The sequence below is a fragment of the Aquimarina sp. EL_43 genome (assembly GCF_943422735.1).
In the GTDB taxonomy this organism is placed as follows: domain Bacteria; phylum Bacteroidota; class Bacteroidia; order Flavobacteriales; family Flavobacteriaceae; genus Aquimarina; species Aquimarina megaterium.
This window is the reverse complement of the sequence record NZ_CALSBR010000001.1, coordinates 4346281-4364852: the sequence shown is the minus strand read 5'-3', so window position 1 is coordinate 4364852 and position 18572 is coordinate 4346281. Positions and strand designations below refer to the sequence as shown.

Annotated in this window: 19 protein-coding genes; 14 read left to right on the top strand and 5 right to left on the bottom strand. The window is 31.9% G+C overall.

Annotation, left to right across the window (positions count from 1 at the left end):
* Positions 1–199: 199 nt before the first annotated feature.
* The 9 genes from epsC (at position 200) to recQ (ending at position 7612) form a co-directional block, all read left to right on the top strand.
* Positions 200–991 carry a serine O-acetyltransferase EpsC gene (epsC, locus tag NNL09_RS18730; RefSeq protein WP_196910292.1) on the top strand — a complete coding sequence of 264 codons (792 nt, stop codon included), beginning with the start codon at positions 200–202 and terminating at the stop codon, positions 989–991.
* Positions 991–1875, top strand: coding sequence for a cysteine synthase CysM (cysM, locus tag NNL09_RS18725; RefSeq protein WP_196910293.1), 885 nt, complete (start codon positions 991–993; stop codon positions 1873–1875). Before epsC ends, cysM begins: the two co-directional genes overlap by 1 nt.
* 229 nt (positions 1876–2104) lie before the next feature.
* Positions 2105–2386, top strand: a complete 282-nt coding sequence (locus NNL09_RS18720) for a hypothetical protein (protein ID WP_025663599.1) — start codon at positions 2105–2107, stop codon at positions 2384–2386.
* A 161-nt stretch (positions 2387–2547) separates the two neighbouring features.
* The gene (locus tag NNL09_RS18715) at positions 2548–2886 is read left to right on the top strand and encodes a hypothetical protein (RefSeq protein WP_025663598.1); all 339 of its coding nucleotides are present in this window, start codon (positions 2548–2550) and stop codon (positions 2884–2886) included.
* 37 nt (positions 2887–2923) lie between these two features.
* The gene (locus tag NNL09_RS18710; RefSeq protein ID WP_196910294.1) at positions 2924–3562 is read left to right on the top strand and encodes a class I SAM-dependent methyltransferase; all 639 of its coding nucleotides are present in this window, start codon (positions 2924–2926) and stop codon (positions 3560–3562) included.
* A 26-nt stretch (positions 3563–3588) separates the two neighbouring features.
* Entirely contained in the window at positions 3589–3996 is a 408-nt protein-coding gene (locus NNL09_RS18705) for a GNAT family N-acetyltransferase (RefSeq protein ID WP_196910295.1), read from the top strand.
* Positions 3997–4136: 140 nt separating this feature from the next.
* Positions 4137–4613, top strand: coding sequence for a hypothetical protein (locus NNL09_RS18700; RefSeq protein ID WP_035094886.1), 477 nt, complete (start codon positions 4137–4139; stop codon positions 4611–4613).
* Between the two features lie 254 nt (positions 4614–4867).
* Complete coding sequence (locus NNL09_RS18695) at positions 4868–5332, top strand: hypothetical protein (RefSeq protein ID WP_196910296.1); 465 nt, start codon at positions 4868–4870, stop codon at positions 5330–5332.
* A 150-nt stretch (positions 5333–5482) separates the two neighbouring features.
* A complete protein-coding gene (gene recQ / locus NNL09_RS18690; RefSeq protein WP_196910297.1) occupies positions 5483–7612 on the top strand; it encodes a DNA helicase RecQ in 2130 nt (709 codons plus the stop codon).
* Positions 7613–7614: 2 nt separating this feature from the next.
* Here recQ and NNL09_RS18685 read toward each other — a convergent pair whose 3' ends face one another.
* From NNL09_RS18685 to NNL09_RS18670, 4 genes are all read right to left on the bottom strand, one after another.
* Positions 7615–8559 carry a hypothetical protein gene (locus tag NNL09_RS18685; RefSeq protein ID WP_196910298.1) on the bottom strand — a complete coding sequence of 315 codons (945 nt, stop codon included), beginning with the start codon at positions 8557–8559 and terminating at the stop codon, positions 7615–7617.
* 285 nt (positions 8560–8844) lie between these two features.
* Positions 8845–9645 (bottom strand): aldose 1-epimerase, encoded by an 801-nt coding sequence (locus NNL09_RS18680; protein WP_196910299.1) that lies wholly within the window; start codon positions 9643–9645, stop codon positions 8845–8847.
* A 3-nt stretch (positions 9646–9648) separates the two neighbouring features.
* On the bottom strand, positions 9649–10296 hold the full coding sequence (locus NNL09_RS18675; RefSeq protein WP_196910300.1) for an MOSC domain-containing protein: 648 nt from the start codon (positions 10294–10296) through the stop codon (positions 9649–9651).
* Positions 10297–10299: 3 nt separating this feature from the next.
* Entirely contained in the window at positions 10300–11088 is a 789-nt protein-coding gene (locus NNL09_RS18670; protein ID WP_025663588.1) for a tRNA pseudouridine(38-40) synthase TruA, read from the bottom strand.
* 150 nt (positions 11089–11238) lie between these two features.
* Between NNL09_RS18670 and NNL09_RS18665 the strand changes: the two genes are divergently transcribed.
* The 4 genes from NNL09_RS18665 (at position 11239) to NNL09_RS18650 (ending at position 16489) form a co-directional block, all read left to right on the top strand.
* Positions 11239–11616: a LysM peptidoglycan-binding domain-containing protein gene (locus NNL09_RS18665; protein WP_025663587.1), complete on the top strand. Its 378-nt coding sequence runs from the start codon at positions 11239–11241 to the stop codon at positions 11614–11616.
* Between the two features lie 290 nt (positions 11617–11906).
* On the top strand, positions 11907–15227 hold the full coding sequence (locus NNL09_RS18660) for a reprolysin-like metallopeptidase (RefSeq protein ID WP_196910301.1): 3321 nt from the start codon (positions 11907–11909) through the stop codon (positions 15225–15227).
* 197 nt (positions 15228–15424) lie between these two features.
* Positions 15425–15793 (top strand): hypothetical protein, encoded by a 369-nt coding sequence (locus NNL09_RS18655; protein ID WP_196910302.1) that lies wholly within the window; start codon positions 15425–15427, stop codon positions 15791–15793.
* 327 nt (positions 15794–16120) lie between these two features.
* Positions 16121–16489 carry a hypothetical protein gene (locus NNL09_RS18650; RefSeq protein WP_035094881.1) on the top strand — a complete coding sequence of 123 codons (369 nt, stop codon included), beginning with the start codon at positions 16121–16123 and terminating at the stop codon, positions 16487–16489.
* Here the strand turns inward: NNL09_RS18650 and cmk are convergent.
* Positions 16479–17183, bottom strand: coding sequence for a (d)CMP kinase (cmk, locus tag NNL09_RS18645; protein WP_196910303.1), 705 nt, complete (start codon positions 17181–17183; stop codon positions 16479–16481). The genes NNL09_RS18650 and cmk overlap by 11 nt on opposite strands.
* Positions 17184–17508: 325 nt before the next feature.
* Between cmk and NNL09_RS18640 the strand changes: the two genes are divergently transcribed.
* Positions 17509–18546: a rod shape-determining protein gene (locus NNL09_RS18640; RefSeq protein WP_196910304.1), complete on the top strand. Its 1038-nt coding sequence runs from the start codon at positions 17509–17511 to the stop codon at positions 18544–18546.
* Positions 18547–18572: the final 26 nt, after the last annotated feature.

Below are 18572 nucleotides of genomic sequence, written 5' to 3'. Positions count from 1 at the left end.
ATTTAAATCATAAACCGATCAATAATGATTCATTATTCACATATCCTATACTGATGAAAGTTTAACTAAAAATTACAGAATACAACCAATTATACCCTTCTAATGTTATTATTATTTTAAAAATGTAAGTATTTATCGTTTAAAAAGACTTTTATACCTTTTATTCTATATATTTACTAGAGTTTTCAAACAAACTACAATGACTAAAGAAAGAGATCAAATTATCGATGAGATAAAAGAGCTGAAAAAGAATCCGAATCTTAAGCTTGAGCTAAAGGAAAAAACCGAATATTTTACGAAATTACTTTTCTATACATTATTCGATACAGACACAGAAGTAGCTAAGAATATAGATCGTCTTGAAAAAACTTTCGAAACGCTTGTTGATCTATCGTGTTGGGAAACCGATAAACCATGTAGTAAACTATGGCAATCCTATCTAGAGAAGTTACCTGGTATACTAGAAAAATTAAATCTGGATGCTCAGGCCTTTATGAAAAGTGATCCGGCAGCAAATTCTATAGAAGAAATATATATGGCCTATCCTGGGTTTTATGCTATAGCAATCTATAGATTAAGTCACGAGCTTCTTAAATTTGGTTTACCCCTTGTCCCTCGATTAATGACAGAATATTCACATCGATTAACAGGTACTGACATTAACCCAGGAGCAGAAATCGGAGAATCGTTTTTTATTGATCATGCAACTGGTATTGTTATCGGAGAAACGGTAATCATAAAAGACAATGTTAAGATATATCAAGGTGTAACTCTTGGTGGATTATATGTAGACAGAAAACTTCGTAATGTAAAACGTCACCCAACTGTAGAAAACAATGTAACTATCTATGCTAATGCAACAATACTAGGTGGAAGTACTATTATTGGAGCCAATAGTACCATTGGTGGTAATGCATGGATTACCTCTTCGGTTTCCGAAAATTCAATTATTTCAAATACAGCAGAAATTAAGATCAAAAAAGTTATCTAATGTCACATCGTATTTTAGACCTGATAGGAAATACCCCTTTGGTAAAGGTTACTTCCCTAATAGACAATCCCAATATTACATTATATATAAAACTAGAAGGGCATAACCCAGGAGGAAGTGTTAAAGATCGTGCCGCTTATAATATGATTAAATCTGCACTGGATCGTGGTGATATTAATCAAAATACTAAGCTTATCGAAGCAACAAGTGGTAACACAGGAATTGCTTTGGCGATGATTGCAGGAATTTTTAAACTGGATATTGAATTGGTAATGCCCGAAAATTCTACCAAAGAACGAGTACAGACTATGCGTGCTTTTGGTGCAAAGGTAACACTTACCTCATCAGATATAGGAATAGAAGGTTCTAGAGATTATGCAGAAGATAAAGTTAATAAAGAAGGGTATGTAATGCTTAATCAATTTGCTAACGATGATAATTGGCGTGCTCATTATAAAACTACCGGACCAGAAATCTGGAAAGATACGCAAGGTAAAATTACACATTTTGTATCCTCCATGGGAACTACAGGAACAATTATGGGAACATCGACTTATCTCAAAGAACAATCAAAAGATATACAAATTGTTGGAGTACAACCTACAGACGAATCCAGAATTCCCGGAATACGTAAATGGCCAAAAGAATATCTTCCTAAAATCTTTAATCCAAATAAAGTAGACCAGGTTATCGAAGTAAGCCAGGAAGAAGCCACTGATATGGCAAAACGATTAGCAAAAGAAGAAGGTGTTTTCTCTGGCATGAGTAGCGGCGGAGCTGTTACTGCTGCTATAAAATTAGCAAAAACGCTAAAAAGCGGCGTGCTCGTTGCTATTATTTGTGATCGTGGAGATAGGTATCTAAGTTCTGATTTATTTGAGTAATACCTGTTTTTTCTTATCATATACTTCATAATTTTTTTATATAAGTTTTTCTAGTTTAGATGCATATCACGCCTAATTTCTTTAGTTCTAAAAAATAAGAAATAGGGGCCAAAAAATTAGAATTATAACATGCTACATATACTTCTCTTTCATTATCTTAGATTACCCTTAGGATACAAATAGGAATTGATACTATTGATGTTGATAATTTTAAAAATTCAAATTATTTATGGATGATCGTTTAGAATTATTCTTGAGTGAATTAAAAGAAAGGTGTTCTGAAAATAATAGTAGTGAATTTGAATATTTTTGGGAAATGTGGGGCGTTTTGTGGATGCCATGGTTTATTGAAGTAAATGGAGAATCGATGTATTTTACGGCAAACGATATTTCTCAAAATGATTTAGATCGATTGTGCAAAAATGGCTTTATTGAACTTTTGAAAGTTTATAATCAAAATGAAATGAAAGATGAATTTGACAGAAAAAGATATCGATTAATAGAAAAGTAAGTCGTCTCATCATGAATAGTTTTTTTATTCCAAAAATCTATTTTCAATACATTTCACCTAAAGTTACCCTCTCTAATCGACAAATTTTAAAACGTAAAAACAGAGTAAGTAATACTTTGTATCAGATATATTGCCACTCATGAACACGATAAAGTAAAACAATGAAGATTGATTTAAACAATAAAAAATTCAAGACACAGTCTAATACCAATAATGGAGAAGTATCAGATGAAACTATTTTTAGATATAACCAAAATGAAAACATCATTTGGGCTAATTATGACGGTGGGCAAATTATAAAAGGGCATTTGGTAGGAAAATGGGTTAATGATCACTTAGAATTTGTATATCAACACATAAACAAAGAGCATGAATTAATGACAGGAAAATGCAAATCATACATTGAATATATGGAAGAGGGAAAAATAAAATTAAACGAATTTTGGCAATGGACTTGTAACGATTTTAGTTCTGGAGAATCTACCATAATCGAGATTTGAAATGAAAGTATTCTTCATGTACTTCTAAAAAGAAAAAATGGATAGATACCAGGAAACATTTAAAACTTGGGATAAAATAGCTCAGGTTTATGAAGATAAATTCATGAATCTGGATTTGTACAATGATACCTATGACATATTCTGCGAATTAATTCCTAAAATTAATCCTAATATTCTCGAAATTGGTTGTGGCCCGGGGAATATTACCCAGTATCTTCTAACTAAAAATCCTAATTTTAGAATAACAGCCATAGATAATTCGGCAAATATGATCGAGCTGGCTAAAAAAAATAATCCAACAGCCAAAGTACAGGTAATGGATAGCAGAGATCTACATACCATACCAAATAAATTTGATGCCATTATTTGTGGTTTTTGTATCCCCTATTTATCACAATCAGATTGTACGAAAATGATAATGGATTGTAATAAGTTACTTAATAATTCAGGAATATTTTATATAAGTTTTATTGCCGGAAACCCAAGTGACTCAGGATATCTATCAGGAAGTAGTGGAGATAGAGTATATTTTTACTATCATGATTTAAAAAATATTGAAAAAGATTTAACGACAGCATCCTTAGAGATCAAAGAATCATTTCAAAAAAAATATAAAAAAGCAGATGATATTGAAGAAATTCATACTATACTTATCGTAGAAAAAATAAACAAATAACACTGTAGAATACTAGTACAAATAAAATGGAAATAAAAATCTCAGAAACAAAAAATATTGAGTTAAAACAAATCATTGATTTATATAAAGCTAATAAATGGAGTTCTGCAGATAAGCCTATAGAATTACATAATGCCTTACTGAATTCCCATTCATTAGTTTCTGCCTGGAGCGGAGATCATCTGGTTGGACTGGGTAATGCAATTTCTGATGGATATTTGGTTGTGTATTATCCTCATTTACTTATCCATCCTGATTATCAGGGAAAAGGTATTGGGAAAATGATAGTAGATAAAATGCAGGAAAAATATGGCCATTTTCATATGCAGATGTTAACAGCAGATGGCAAAGCAATTGATTTTTATCAAAAAGTAGGATTCGTTAGAGCCGGTGAAACCGAACCTATGTGGATTTATAAAGGTAACGAGCATTAAGGGGAAATCTCTCCAAACTACATTAAAAACTATGTAAGCATTGCTGAAAAAGAATTAGAAATAAACATTTTCTTTTTATAAAAAGTAGGGTAAATATATTTTAAACTGTTCTATATAATATAAACCCCAAAATCTTTATAATGATTAACAATACGCTGAAAAGAGGAATTTTACTATGTTCCTTATTAACTATTATTATGGTATGTACTATAGCCTGTACATATAGTTATTCTGCAACAGAACAAGTTCCCAAAATATTTAAAAAGAATTGCAACAACAGCTGTTATTTGCTAGATCAAACTTCATTTATAAAATTAGGAAACGACCTAACATATATAAAACTAAGCATCACAAATATTCCGGATATTGATATTTCATACTTAAGAGCGAAAGATTTTAAATTTCTAAATCTTCCACTAGGACTTTCTATCACTACCAAATATTCACAAGAATCACTAAACATACTTCAAAATTCTGGACAGAATAAAACCGAAATAATACCAATTCAGATAAGAGGTGATATCCCCCCTGGATTCGTATTACAATTTAGTTTTAATATCTGTCATAGAGACACCAGTTGTTATAATTCAATTTCCGGAAATGTATTATTAAAATAAACTACTTGCGACTTATAAGAATAGATTTGTAACCAATTTAATTGCAACACATATTATTCTAACCTTTCTTCTAGAAAAGATTAGGAATAAGGAAATAATATCTTTATTGTAGAATAAGGGTTTCATATCATCCTTGAAGAAGATATCGGACAAATAACTCTTTTCTTCAAAAAGTGTAACTGTTTTGTTTTTTTGTGTAAAATTTCCAAGCAAAACATAACTAACTTAGTTTTAAACTTTTAAAACTTACACACATGAACTACAATGCATTTAAAAAAGTGATTTCATTATTCTTTTTAGCTACTATTATTATAGCATGCGAAAAAAATAATGTATCTAAAGAATTACCACAAACAAAAGTTTTCGAAAAAAACAGTAATGGTAACTGTATTACTTTGGATCAAACTTCTTTTCAGAATTATGGAAATGGGTTTGCGTTTCTACAATTGACCACCACAAACATATCAGGTGTTAATGCAGTATATCCTCAAGCGAGGAATTTTAAATTTTTAAACCTCCCTTCTGGGCTTAATATTAATGCTAATGGAGGGTCCCTAGGAACATTTCAGACTGCTGGGCAAACTCGAAACGGATTAGTTCGATTATCTATAAATGGTAATATCCCTTCTGATTTTGTATTACAATTTAGTTTTGAAACCAGACGATATACCAATTGTAATAACAATGCTCCTATTTTTGGAAGTGTTTTATTAAAGTAAAGCAGAAATTATTTAATCAGACATAATAGTTAAAAAGAGATTACTAAAAATGTAATCTCTTTTTTTATTCTTTTAATGTTTTTTATAAAGCAATTAACATATAATACATACAAATTCATTTTCACATGCTATTTTCTTTTCTTTGTAGTTATGCCAGATCAACAACTCATTTCACATACCTTAAAAGAATATTTTGGGTACGACAGCTTTCGTCCATTACAGCAAGATATCATTACCTCTGTTTTTGCCGGAGATGATAACCTTGTTATTATGCCTACAGGAGGTGGTAAATCTATATGTTACCAGCTACCAGCGCTATTATTGCCTGGGGTGACTTTGGTTATTTCTCCTTTAATTGCTTTAATGAAAGATCAGGTAGATGGCTTATTGGCAAACGGTATTAAAGCAGCTTTTATCAATAGCAGCCAAACCGAAACCGAGCAACAGGAAATTTATCAACAATTATCGGATAAAGAAATCAAACTATTATATATCGCTCCAGAGAGTTTATCTTTTTTAGATGTAATATTCTCACAAATAGAAATTAGCTTAATTGCAATAGATGAAGCGCATTGTATTTCTGCCTGGGGTCATGATTTTAGACCTGCATATACACAACTGGGGTATCTTAAAAACAGGTTTCCTAAAACTCCGGTTATCGCTCTAACCGCTACCGCGGATAAAGCGACACGTCAAGATATTTGTGACCAGTTAAATATTTCTAATGCCAAACAACATCTTGCTTCTTTTGATCGTAAAAACCTTAGCCTCGAAGTACGACCAGGAAACAAAAGAATTGAGCAAATCATCGAATTTCTAAAAGATAAACCTAATGATAGTGGGATTATCTACTGCTTAAGTAGAAAAACTACCGAAATGCTATCAGAAAAACTGCAAAACCAGGGATTTAATGCAGAAGCATATCATGCAGGAGTAGATCATCAAAAGAGATCCTATGTGCAAGAAGGTTTTATTAATGATACTATTCAAATTGTTTGTGCTACCATCGCTTTTGGTATGGGTATAGATAAATCTAATGTACGCTGGGTGATTCATTATAATTTACCAAAGAATATCGAAGGGTATTATCAGGAAATCGGACGTGCCGGTCGAGATAGTTTACCATCCTCTACTCTACTCTTTCATAGCTATGCAGATGTAGTACAATTACAAAAATTTGCTAACATGTCTGGTAATCAAGAAGTACAATTAGCGAAATTGGATCGCATGAAACAATATGCTGATTCGCTGAGTTGTCGACGTAAAATTCTGCTTAGTTATTTTGGAGAATTAATCGAAGAAAATTGTGGTAATTGTGATGTGTGTAAAAATCCTCCAACTTTTATAGATGGAACTATTATTACCCAAAAAGCATTATCTACAGTAACCCGAATCAAAGAACAGGAACCTATCGGTACTGTGATTGATATATTAAGAGGTGCTCAAAATGCAGCTGTATATGATAAAGAATATCAAAATATAAAAACATATGGTATTGGTAAGGATATAGCGTGGAGAGATTGGCAACAATACATTATACAATTAATCAATCAAGGATATCTGGAAATTGCTTTTCATCAAAATAACAAATTAAAACTTACTTCACTTTCTAAAAAAGTACTATTCGAAGGAGAAAAAGTAAGTCTGGCACATTTAAAAGAGTTTGAAAAAGCAAAACAAGCGGCTGTTGTAAAGCAGGTAGATCAGGGAGCCGCACCTAACCTATTTGAGAAATTACGTCAACTGCGGTTAGAATTAGCAAAAGAAGCTGGTATTCCTGCCTATCAGATTTTTAGTGATGCAACTCTTAAAGAAATGGAGAAGTTTCGCCCGATGAGTGATGAAGAATTTATGCAGATTAATGGGGTTGGACGACAAAAGATGCAAAACTACGGATACCAATTTATTAAAGCTATTATTGATTTTTCTGCCGAAAAAACAAAAAAGAAAAAAAAGAAAAGCACTAAAAAAGGAAATACACATTTAGAAACTTTAACCTTGTATCAACAAGGACTTTCTATAGAAGAAATAGCACTGCAACGCCAATTGGCACAATCTACTATCTTCTCACATATAATGAAACTCTATGAAAATGGTGAAAGTATTGATTTAAAACAATTTGTAAATAAAGAAGATATTAATGCCGTAAAAAATGCTAAAAAAGAATTGGACAACCCAGAAACCTTAAAACCATATTTTGAACATTTTGAAGGGGCTATAGCGTACAATACTATTAAATTAGTACTAACAATTTTGGAAGAAGAAAACTCAAAATCTTAATGTTATTCTGGAGATCGCATAGCATTATGAAATAAATCTGCTAATCGTATTTCTAAATAATGAATTACTTCTTTTTGCGAAGTTTTATTTTTGTACATCTCGAATGTCTCTGCAATATTACGATCTTTTAATATCTTAAAGTCATTAGTAGAATTTTGAAAATCTTCTAACTTCAAATTCCAGTCCAAGAGCGTCTGTAATAATTCTTTATGTGATGTATATTTTTTTTCTAAAATTACCAGTTTTTCTACATCTAAAGAATCTTTAACGGTACTGCTATTGATTCTCCCATATACAGTATTGTATTCTTCTTCTATCGAACGATCGAGTTGTTTTGCTTCTATTACCAATTTTAAATATGCATCGTACAATCTTTCATTATAAAATTCTACAAATTTTAAATGATTGTCAATTTCTACGAGGTAGTCAATTGCTATATCTTTATATACTTTACCACCAATATCTTCTCTGCTTATTAACTTTTCTTCTAATATTTCTAATGTTGCTTCTTGTTGTTGTATCAACCTGTCAAAGCCTTCTCTTTTGGGTAGCGTTACTATTTGGTTCGTGACTTCTTGTGGTAACCCAATAAAATGATACCTTCTATACTTAATTTCGATAGAATCACTTTCTATTTCTTTCTTTACTTTCTTCTTTATTTTTTTAGTTTTTTCCTTTGGCTTTTTTTCAGGAGATTTTTCTTTCTTTACCGATATAGTATCTTCTTTTTTTGAGACACTCGGTTTTATTCTAACTTTATGCACCCCTGTAATTATATAATCATCATTAAGTATGTACCTTAAAAAGGTATCATCATTTGTTTTTTCTGCATAATTATTCGTTAGCCGAACACCACGAACATATTTATCGTCTAAAAGTTTATCATCATTACTACAGGATAGGAGAATAGTATAGATTAAAATTAGTATGTAAAGGCCCCTTTTCAAAAGTACTGAGTTTGTGTTATTACTTTTTATAGCCTACCATATAATCATTACAAAAATAGAAGGGCTGTAATGTATCATAGTTAAGACTCTTGAAATAGTTAAACTAAAATATTAACAATTATAGAGCGATCTCTATTGTAAAATTTTGGAGCGTTAATAAAACTTAATTTTTTAAGAATCAACCCTATAGTAACTAAAATTTTATGAATTAATTGTGTTTTACTATTCAAAAATCGCAAATCACAATTTTTATAATGTATTTACAAATTTAACACAAAAGAAATACTAATTAGAGTCTTGAGAAATAATAACTTCATATTTTTCATACCCAGAACTATAATCAAACCCTGTATGTAATTTGTGTACAGGAACGCTGGCAGGATAAAAAGTAATGGGTTCTATACAAACCATATTTGTTACTTCACTCCATAGCATGATATGTCTAAAACCATTTGTCTTTATATTAATAGCAAGACTACCATTGTTGGTGATAGATATTTCTTTACAATCTTCTAATAAAAAAGCAGATGCTCCTGCTTTTAAAATCGTATCCAAAGAAATATGCTGATCTGCAGTTTTCAATATGATATTCTGGTTATAAATCTTAAATGCAGGATGAAACCCTAACATCAATGGCATATTTTTTTCTGATTTTATCTCAAAGACAATTTTTAAAGCTTCATTCGATAATTCAAAAGTTTTAATAAACTCAAAATCATATGGCCAATTAAGCCATTGTTGTGAAGATTTATTAGGAAATTTATGATTAGACAACTGGGTATTCGCTACGTATTTTTTATGAAAACAAGCACTACTTTTCTCAATTGCTAAAGGAAGATAGTCCATAACTCTTAAAATCCCGTGCTGATCCAGTTTTGCTTCTCCTTTTGGAGTTTGTACCCAAAATTGATTTTCTTTAGTCGAGCCAATCGTAGGAAACATTTCGATTTCTGTATTTCCCCATCCTAAATCTCCTTTTTGGTGCATTACTTCTATACCATCGACCTGGTAACTTATTAACTCTCCATTATCAATAGTAACTATAGTATTTTTATCAGGACTATACAATCTTGTCTTATCTGGCATATGCTAATAAGCTTTTATTTTTTTTCTAAAATATTTTTTATCACTATCAGAAACCAAAGTATCACTAAGTGCTTTCTTAGCAAGTTCTAAGTGTGTGTTTTCATCATAATGAAATAATAATGTATTTAATTCGGCAATAGATATTCCATCATCATTTTCTTTTGTTAGCTGTAATTCATCATTGGCAGTAACAGATCCCGGGTGAATGACTCTTACATAAACTCCAGAAAGCAATGAGTCTATCATTTGCTTTAACACTGCTTGATTACCAAAACGAATACCTAGTTTGTAACAAGGTTGCCTGGGGCGTGAAATCTGTATTGTAGCGCTTCCAAGTTGATAAATAGATCCTATTTTTATATTTTTTTCGTCAAACCCTTTTACTGTAACATTCTCACCAAACATTCCGTAATTCCATTCTAAATCTGGATATTTTGTTTTCCAATAGGGATAATGATCTGCCGAATATAAATAACAAGCTTTATCAACGCCACCATGATATTTTCTATCTACAACATGATCATTTCGAACATCTTCTTTTTCTAAATATATAGGATCTTCTACAGGAAGTTTATAGATCCCTGTTTTTTCTTCTCTTCCTTTCCAAAGTATACTGCGTGGTGTTGCGATATTAGTAGATAAAACTTTCATATTTTATGTTTTAAATTCAACAGAGTTTAATATTAATCCGGAGCCAGGAACTATATGCTCTAATATAATTTCTTCTGATTCAGGATCCAGGGTTTGTCTAATGAAATCAAGATTTATTTTTCCTTTTCCTAAATCCAATAATGCTCCCATCATTAAGCGAATTTGGTTTCTTTTAAACCCTTCACCTTTTACTCGTAAAAGATAACTTTCTTTAGGGAAAAAACTAGCAGTATACACTTCATTTTTTTCAATTTCGCAATGTGTTACCTCACCTTCTAAAATCGTATTTTTTGTAGGTCTGTGACAATACGATCTAAAATTATGTTTTCCTACAAATAGCGCGGCTGCTTCTTGCATTAAATTTATATCAAGTTCTTCTGCAATATTGTACATAAACGGAGCGCAAAAGGGATGAAATTTCTCTCCAAAGGAGAATAAATACAAATATTCTTTACTCTTTGGGGATTGAATAATATTAAACTGCTCATTAGTTTCTTCAATACCCAAAGCCCTAATATCCTGAGGAAGATTTTGATTCAATAAAGGATAAAACACTTCAATATCCAAAGGTTGATGGTCTACAAATAACTCAATATAGGTTTCATTAGCCGATACCTTGGCATCTGTTCTTCCTGTAGCCAAGACCTTAAAGTCTTTATGTTCCAGAACAAAAGCGATTGTTCGCTCTACCATTCGCTGAAGAGTATTTACTGTAGGTTGTTTCTGCCAACCATGATATCTAAAACCAAGGTATTGCAACTGAATGATATAATAATAACGTTTACGGAACATTGAATATAGTATTAAAAAGTGTCCGGATATAGATAAATTATGCATTTCAACGATAATTGATCAATTTTTAATCCTAAAATTATGTGAACACCATTCTATTATTTGTTATATTTGGGTAAAGCTAATTAATAATTTAAAATCAACTTAGTTATGGTGAAGTCAAAATATCAAAGTGTTCTGGATTTAGGACAAGAATTAAATATCCAGGATGGTGATGTATCTGAAGAAAATGGAACTCTTAAGATAAAAGGTACTGCAAAAACACAGTATGAAAAAAACCAACTTTGGGATAAAATAAAAGAAATAGGTGGTAATTCTCCTTCTGATATTATGGCGGATATTAAAGTTGCTGATACTTCTGTATATCATAGACATACAGTAAAAAGCGGTGAATCATTAAGCAAAATTGCAAAGCACTATTATGGTGATGCAATGAAATACAAGGCTATTTTTGAAGCAAATACAAATATTCTTAAAAATCCTGACGTTATTCACCCAGATCAGGAGCTTGTTATTCCTAATTTATAATATTATACATATTTAAAATAAAAAAAGACCACTTATTATAGTGGTCTTTTTTTATTCTTCTTTTTGAACTCTGCTTTTTTTAAAAATTCTCCTTCCTAAATTAATCTTTCCAAATTTTGCGTACTACAAGCCTATTACAGAATCGCATTTATTGCAAAATTCTTCACTAAAACCGTTAACTGATTACGCAAAAACCATAAATAACAACATAACACCAACAAATCCTCAAACATTTAGCAAAAATTTAGATAATATTTCTACTTTTGCCCCCTAACTCAAACTCAACTTATATGAAAACGCGATTATTTTTATTCGTGGGCTTATTTATTGTAGGCCACGTATTCGCACAAGGTAATAATCCTTGGCAAAGAACTAATTCCTCAAAAAGTCTTAATGTTATAAAAACAAAGACCGATTTACCATCAAACACTCTTTTTGATCTTAATATCGAAGCTCTGAAAAAAGCACTTCAGAACTCTCAATTGCGAGGAAAATCATCAAATGGCTCTACTGTTATTATGCAGTTTCCGAATGCGGAAGGTGCTATGGAATCTTTTAGAATAGTAGAAGCTCCTGTAATGCACCCTGATCTTGCAGCCAAATATCCTGAGATTAAATCGTATGCTGGCCAGGGAATTGACGACCCAACAGCTACAATCAGATTTAGTGTTGCTCCTTCTGGGTTACAAAGTATGCGTCTATCTGGTAATTCTAAAACTGTATTTATAGAGCCTTATACAACCAGTGGTTCTGTATATACTATTTACTCTAGAGATCAGAGATCAGGTACTGTTGATAGGTTAAATTGTTCTGTTAATGAGAATACACCTAACTTTTCTAATAGTGGTGCAATTAATCAAAAAAATGCCGATGATGGTGTTTTAAGAACGTATAGATTAGCCGTTTCGACTACTGGGGAGTATGCTCAATTTCACGGAGGTACTAAGGCTGGAGCCATGGCAGCAATTAATGCTACTATGACTCGTGTAAACGGGATATATGAAACCGATTTTGGAGTTACAATGGTTCTCATTGCAAACAATGATGATGTTGTGTATACAAATGCAAATACAGATCCCTATACAGGAAGTTACAACAGCCAATTACAATCTACATTAACCAGTGTAATTGGAGAAGCTAATTATGATGTTGGCCATGTATTTGTTCTTGCTCCAAAAAATGGTAATGCCGGATGTATCGGATGTGTATGTGTAGATGGAAAAAAAGGAAGTGCGTTTTCTTCAAGAAATACGCCTCAGGGAGATATTTATGATGTAGATTATGTAGCACACGAAATGGGACATCAGTTTGGAGGAAATCATACGTATACATTCCGTAGTGAAGGAACAAACGTACAAATGGAACCAGGAAGTGGTACTACTATAATGGGGTATGCAGGAATTACTGGTGCTACGGATGTACAACAGAATAGTGATCCTTATTTTCATGCAGCAACAATCCAGCAGATTACAAATTATGTAAAATCAACAAGCTGTCAGACCAATACCAATACAGGTAATGCTGTTCCTACTGCTAATGCAGGAGCAGATTATACGGTTCCAAAAGGAACTCCATTTGTATTAACTGGACAAAGTACTGATGCTAATAGTGGAGACGCACTTACCTACTGCTGGGAACAAATGGATAATCGTGTAGGAACATATCCTGGACCAACTGTAACTTCTGGTGTTGCTTTCAGATCTTATACTCCTACCGCATCTAATCAAAGGTATTTTCCAAGATTACAAACTATTAAAACTGGTGCTACCTCATGGAAATGGGAAGCTGTACCAGATGTAACGAGAGCTTTAAACTTCAGGTTAACTGTTAGAGATAACAAAGCTGGTGGTGGAGCAAATAATAGTGATAACATGAAAGTTAATGTTACTGCTTCTGCTGGGCCTTTTGTAGTTAACACTCCGAATACTAATGTTAGCTGGTCTGCAGGTTCTACGCAAACTGTAACCTGGGATGTTGCTGGTACAACTGGAAATGGAATTAATGCTGCTAATGTAGATATTTTATTATCTACAGATGGAGGAAATACATATCCAACCGTTATTGCTACAGCAGTACCAAACGACGGTTCGCATAGCATAACAGTTCCGAATTCTCAAGGAACACAAAACAGAATCATGGTAAGAGGATCTGGAAACATATTCTTTGATATCTCTAATGCTAACTTCGAAATTACCGGAGGAACAGGTGGAGATACACAAGCACCTACTACTCCTGCAAGTTTGGCTACTTCTAACGCAACGCAAACTACCATTGATCTATCCTGGAGCGCTTCTACAGATAATGTTGGAGTAAGTGGATACGATGTTTATCAAGGTAATACAGTTATAGGAACAGCTACAACTACAACCTATCAAGCTACTGGATTATCTGCTAATACATCATATTCTTTTAGAGTAAAAGCTAAAGATGCTGCAGGAAACCAATCTGGTTTTAGTAATACTGCAACTGCAACTACACTACCAGGAAATACTGGCGGAGGATGTACAGGAGAGATTTCGTCTTTCCCTTATGCTGAAGGATTCGAAAATACACTTGGAGCATGGTCTCAAGCTACTAGTGATGATATTAACTGGACTATAGATGCTAACGGAACTCCATCAAATAACACAGGGCCATCAAGTGCGGCAGAAGGTACATACTATGTATATACAGAAGCTTCAGGAAACGGTTCAGGATTCCCTAACAAAAGAGCAATATTAAACTCTCCTTGTTTTGATCTTAGTGCTGCTTCTCAAGCAACATTTACTTTTCAATATCATATGTATGGTACTAGCATAGGAACATTAACACTAGAAGCGAGTACAGATAATGGATCTAATTGGACTTCTTTATGGACCAAATCTGGTAATCAAGGTAATTCTTGGAAATCAGCAAGTGTTGATTTAGCATCCTATACCGGAGCTACAGTAAAATTAAGATTTAATGGTATTACCAGCACATCCTGGAGTGGTGATATCACTTTTGATGACGTTAAACTATCTACAGGAACAACCCCTTCTTGTACTGATGTAAATTTATCTTTTACATTCGATAATTACCCAGAAGAAACAAGCTGGCAAATTACTAATAGTAGCAATCAAGTTGTAGCTTCTGGAGGAACATATGGTTCTCAGGCCGATGGTTCTACATTAACTCTTACAGAATGTTTGGCTGCTGGTACTTATACATTTACAATAAGTGATGTTTATGGAGATGGTATTTGCTGTCAATATGGTAACGGATCGTACTCATTAACAGCAGGTAGTACAACATTAGCATCTGGTGGTTCTTTTGGTAGTTCAGAAAGTACTTCATTCACGATAGGTGGTACTGCTAGAGGTGTAACAGTAGAGAGTTTTAATACTACAAAAGCTTCTCAGGTTTCAATAGCACCAAATCCAGTAGTAAGTGGTACTAACACAATCCTTAGAGTTACTGCTCCTACAGATAATATTTCGGTTATCATTTTCGATCTATTTGGAAGAAGTGTATACAAAAATGATAATGTAAATAATAAATCATTTAATCCTGGAAATCTTGCCAATGGAGCATATTTGGTTAAGCTAAAAACTGATCATAAAACATCTGTTCATAAGCTAATTATGAACTAATTATGAATCAATTCCAGTAATATAACATGAATAAAAAGCCATTAAAGAATATTTTTTAATGGCTTTTTTTCCATTTTAAGTGAGTTAAAAGATAAAATCGTGCATTTCATCGAAAAAATAGCGATCTAAGCACTACAAAACCTTGTGTTTTTACGGTTTTACCGTATTTTTGCTTTCTGAATCGATAGAATATTTATATGAAAAAATTATTACTTTTAGTTTTCTTATTTATTTCATTACATAATTACGCACAATCCTTATCCAAAACAAGGATTATATATGAGCATAAGGATCAAATAGTAATGAATAATGGAAAACAATATAAAATCCTGGTCAACAAACCATTTTATTCAGTTTCTGATACTACGATAAAAAAATACAAGCAATATGCAAATCACCATCTTTTACGATTAAATCGTGTCCTTATTCTTAGTAATGATGAAGAGTATATACAATTAATCGAATGGGTAAAAGAAGAAATGAAATTATACGAATCTCGTGAGCTTTCTGATTTAAATTTACAGGAAAATAATATCTCGGGTTCTCTTGTTGCTCCAAGAAATTAATTTCTTATTATAATATCAGTTTTAAATAGGTATAGAATTTACCAAAAGACTATTTTATTGATTAATACATACGAGTATTAGTTAATCAAAATAAATATTTTTATTTCTAACAAAGAGCTAGACACATAAAATACTGGTTAACAGTTACATAATAAATAAAATCTATGTTCATATTTTAATCATGTAATTTGGTAAAAACCTACTTCTTACTCTTCTGCCTTGTATACATCGGTTACATTATCACAAATAAAATTTATCATATTATTTTTTGATTTCTTACTTTAAAACCGTAAATTAATTACGTTAAAACAACTAAATCAATGAGTTATGATAAAAATTATACTATTATTATTTTTATTGTTCTCATTTAATAACTATGCCCAGTGTCTTTCTAAAGTACAATTAATCTTTGAAGATACGAGTCTAATAGTTATGAATAATGGCGAGCAATATCAAATATCAACAATCAAACCTTTCTATAGGGTTAACGATCCTTCAATTCCTAAGTACATTTCGGCGAAAAATCAAGTATTAAGAATTAACCGTGTTTTATTACTTAAAAATAATCAGAGATTCAAAAGATTAGTTGAATGGACAGAGAAAGGTTATAAATACTATGAATACAGAGATGTAAATAATATAGCCGCAAAAAAAATTTCTATTTCAATTATCAAAGAAAAAAGACTTAAAAACTAACCTTTAGTATTGTACTATTTGCCAATTCTATAATCTGTTCAAATTGTTCTTTTAAGGTAAGATTAGAATTATCAATTTTGATAGCATCTTCTGCTTTCTTAAGTGGTGAATCTTTTCTTGTACTATCTATGTGATCTCGATTTACGACATTTTTTAAAACATCTTCATAAGTTACATCTTCTCCCCTTTCTCTAAGTTCTAGAAATCTACGTTCTGCACGATCCTTGGCGGTTGCTGTCATGAATAGTTTAAGTTCGGCATTTGGAAAAACAACAGTTCCTATATCTCTTCCGTCCATAACAATCCCTTTATCTATCCCCATTTTTTGTTGTTGTTCGACTAATTTTTTACGAACACTCGAGATAGCAGCAATTTTGCTTACATATTTAGAAACTTTAAGGGTTCTGATTTCTCTTTCTACATTTTCCCCATTAAGTAAGATTTCTGCCAAGCCTGTTTCTGGGTTTATCATAAATCTAAGATCTATTTCAGAAAGATCTTTTTCTAGTTCTTCTTGATCAAAATGAAACTCATCAATAATTTTTTTCCTCATAGCATATAAAGAAACCGCTCGATACATTGCTCCAGTATCTACATAAATATACCCTAATGCTTTGGCCAATTGTTTCGCGACGGTACTTTTTCCTGTAGAGGAATGTCCATCTATAGCTATTATTATCTTATTGTCTTCCAATTTACGAGAAATACTATTTGTATTAAAAATCAAAAATAAACCAAACTATTTGGAAAATACAGATTATACAAAAAAAGTTATTATTAATAAAATAATTATATCGCATGATATCTTATAAATTATTTATTAAAATATACAGGGTTACTGTGCTACAGCAAGGGCATGTTATCATTTGACACTACAAGAAATAATGTAAAACTTATTTATAAATACAATAATTACGTTTTATCGAAGTTATTTACCTTTAAACCATAACTGCATGAATATAAGCTACTTTATCACACCTTAAATCATCACACACTAATCTAATAAGTACACACAAATCATGGGCTTTTTTGATTTTTTAAACGAAAAAATAGCAATAGATCTTGGCACCTCAAATACGCTTATTACCTATAAAGGAAAAATAGCAGTAGACAATCCTTCTATCATATCAATTCATCAAATTACCGGAAAAATTATTGCAGTAGGTAAAGAAGCTGGTATGATGCGTGGCAAAATTAACAAGAACATAAAAACAATATCTCCGTTTAACAATGGCGTTATTTCTAATTTTGATGCAGCAGAGAAAATGCTCAAAACATTTATTAAAGGATTATCTGTTTTTAATACTTCTGCTTTTTCTACTTCTTATAATATGATTATATCTATCCCCTGCGGAAGTACCGAAGTTGAAATGCGAGCTGTGCAAGAATCTGCAAAACGACTCAATGCAAAAAATATATTTCTTATACCAGAACCTATAGCAGCAGCTATAGGTGGAGGGATAGATGTTTTAGAGCCAAAAGGAAACATGGTTGTAGATATAGGTGGAGGAACTACAGAAATTGCAGTAATCTCTTTGGGTAGAATAATTAGTGGGCAATCTGTAAAAATTGCCGGAAATGTTTTTAATGAAGATATTACTCAATATGTGCGAGAATCTCGAAATCTACATATTGGTGAATCTATGGCAGAGAAAATAAAAATTAAGATCGGTTCTGCAATTGATACTTTGGCATCACCTCCAGAAAAAATGCGGGTAGAAGGAAGAGATATTCTTACCGGAAAACCTAAGCAAATACAGTTATCATATAAAGAGATAGAAAAAAGCCTGGACAAATCTATCATACAGATAGAAAATGCAATTATGGAAACGCTTTCTGAAATCCCACCAGAAATCTCTGCTGATATTTATAATTCTGGAATCTATTTAACAGGCGGTGGGTCAATGTTAAGAGGGTTAGATGATCGATTATCCAGAGCTACAGAACTCCCAATACATCTTGGAGATCAGCCACTAAAAACTGTGGTAAAAGGAAGTGACATTGTTTTAAAAAATATGGAATTGTATAAAGATGTCCTGATTAAAAAGAGAAGATAATTTAAAAACAAAGCAGCATTTAAAAA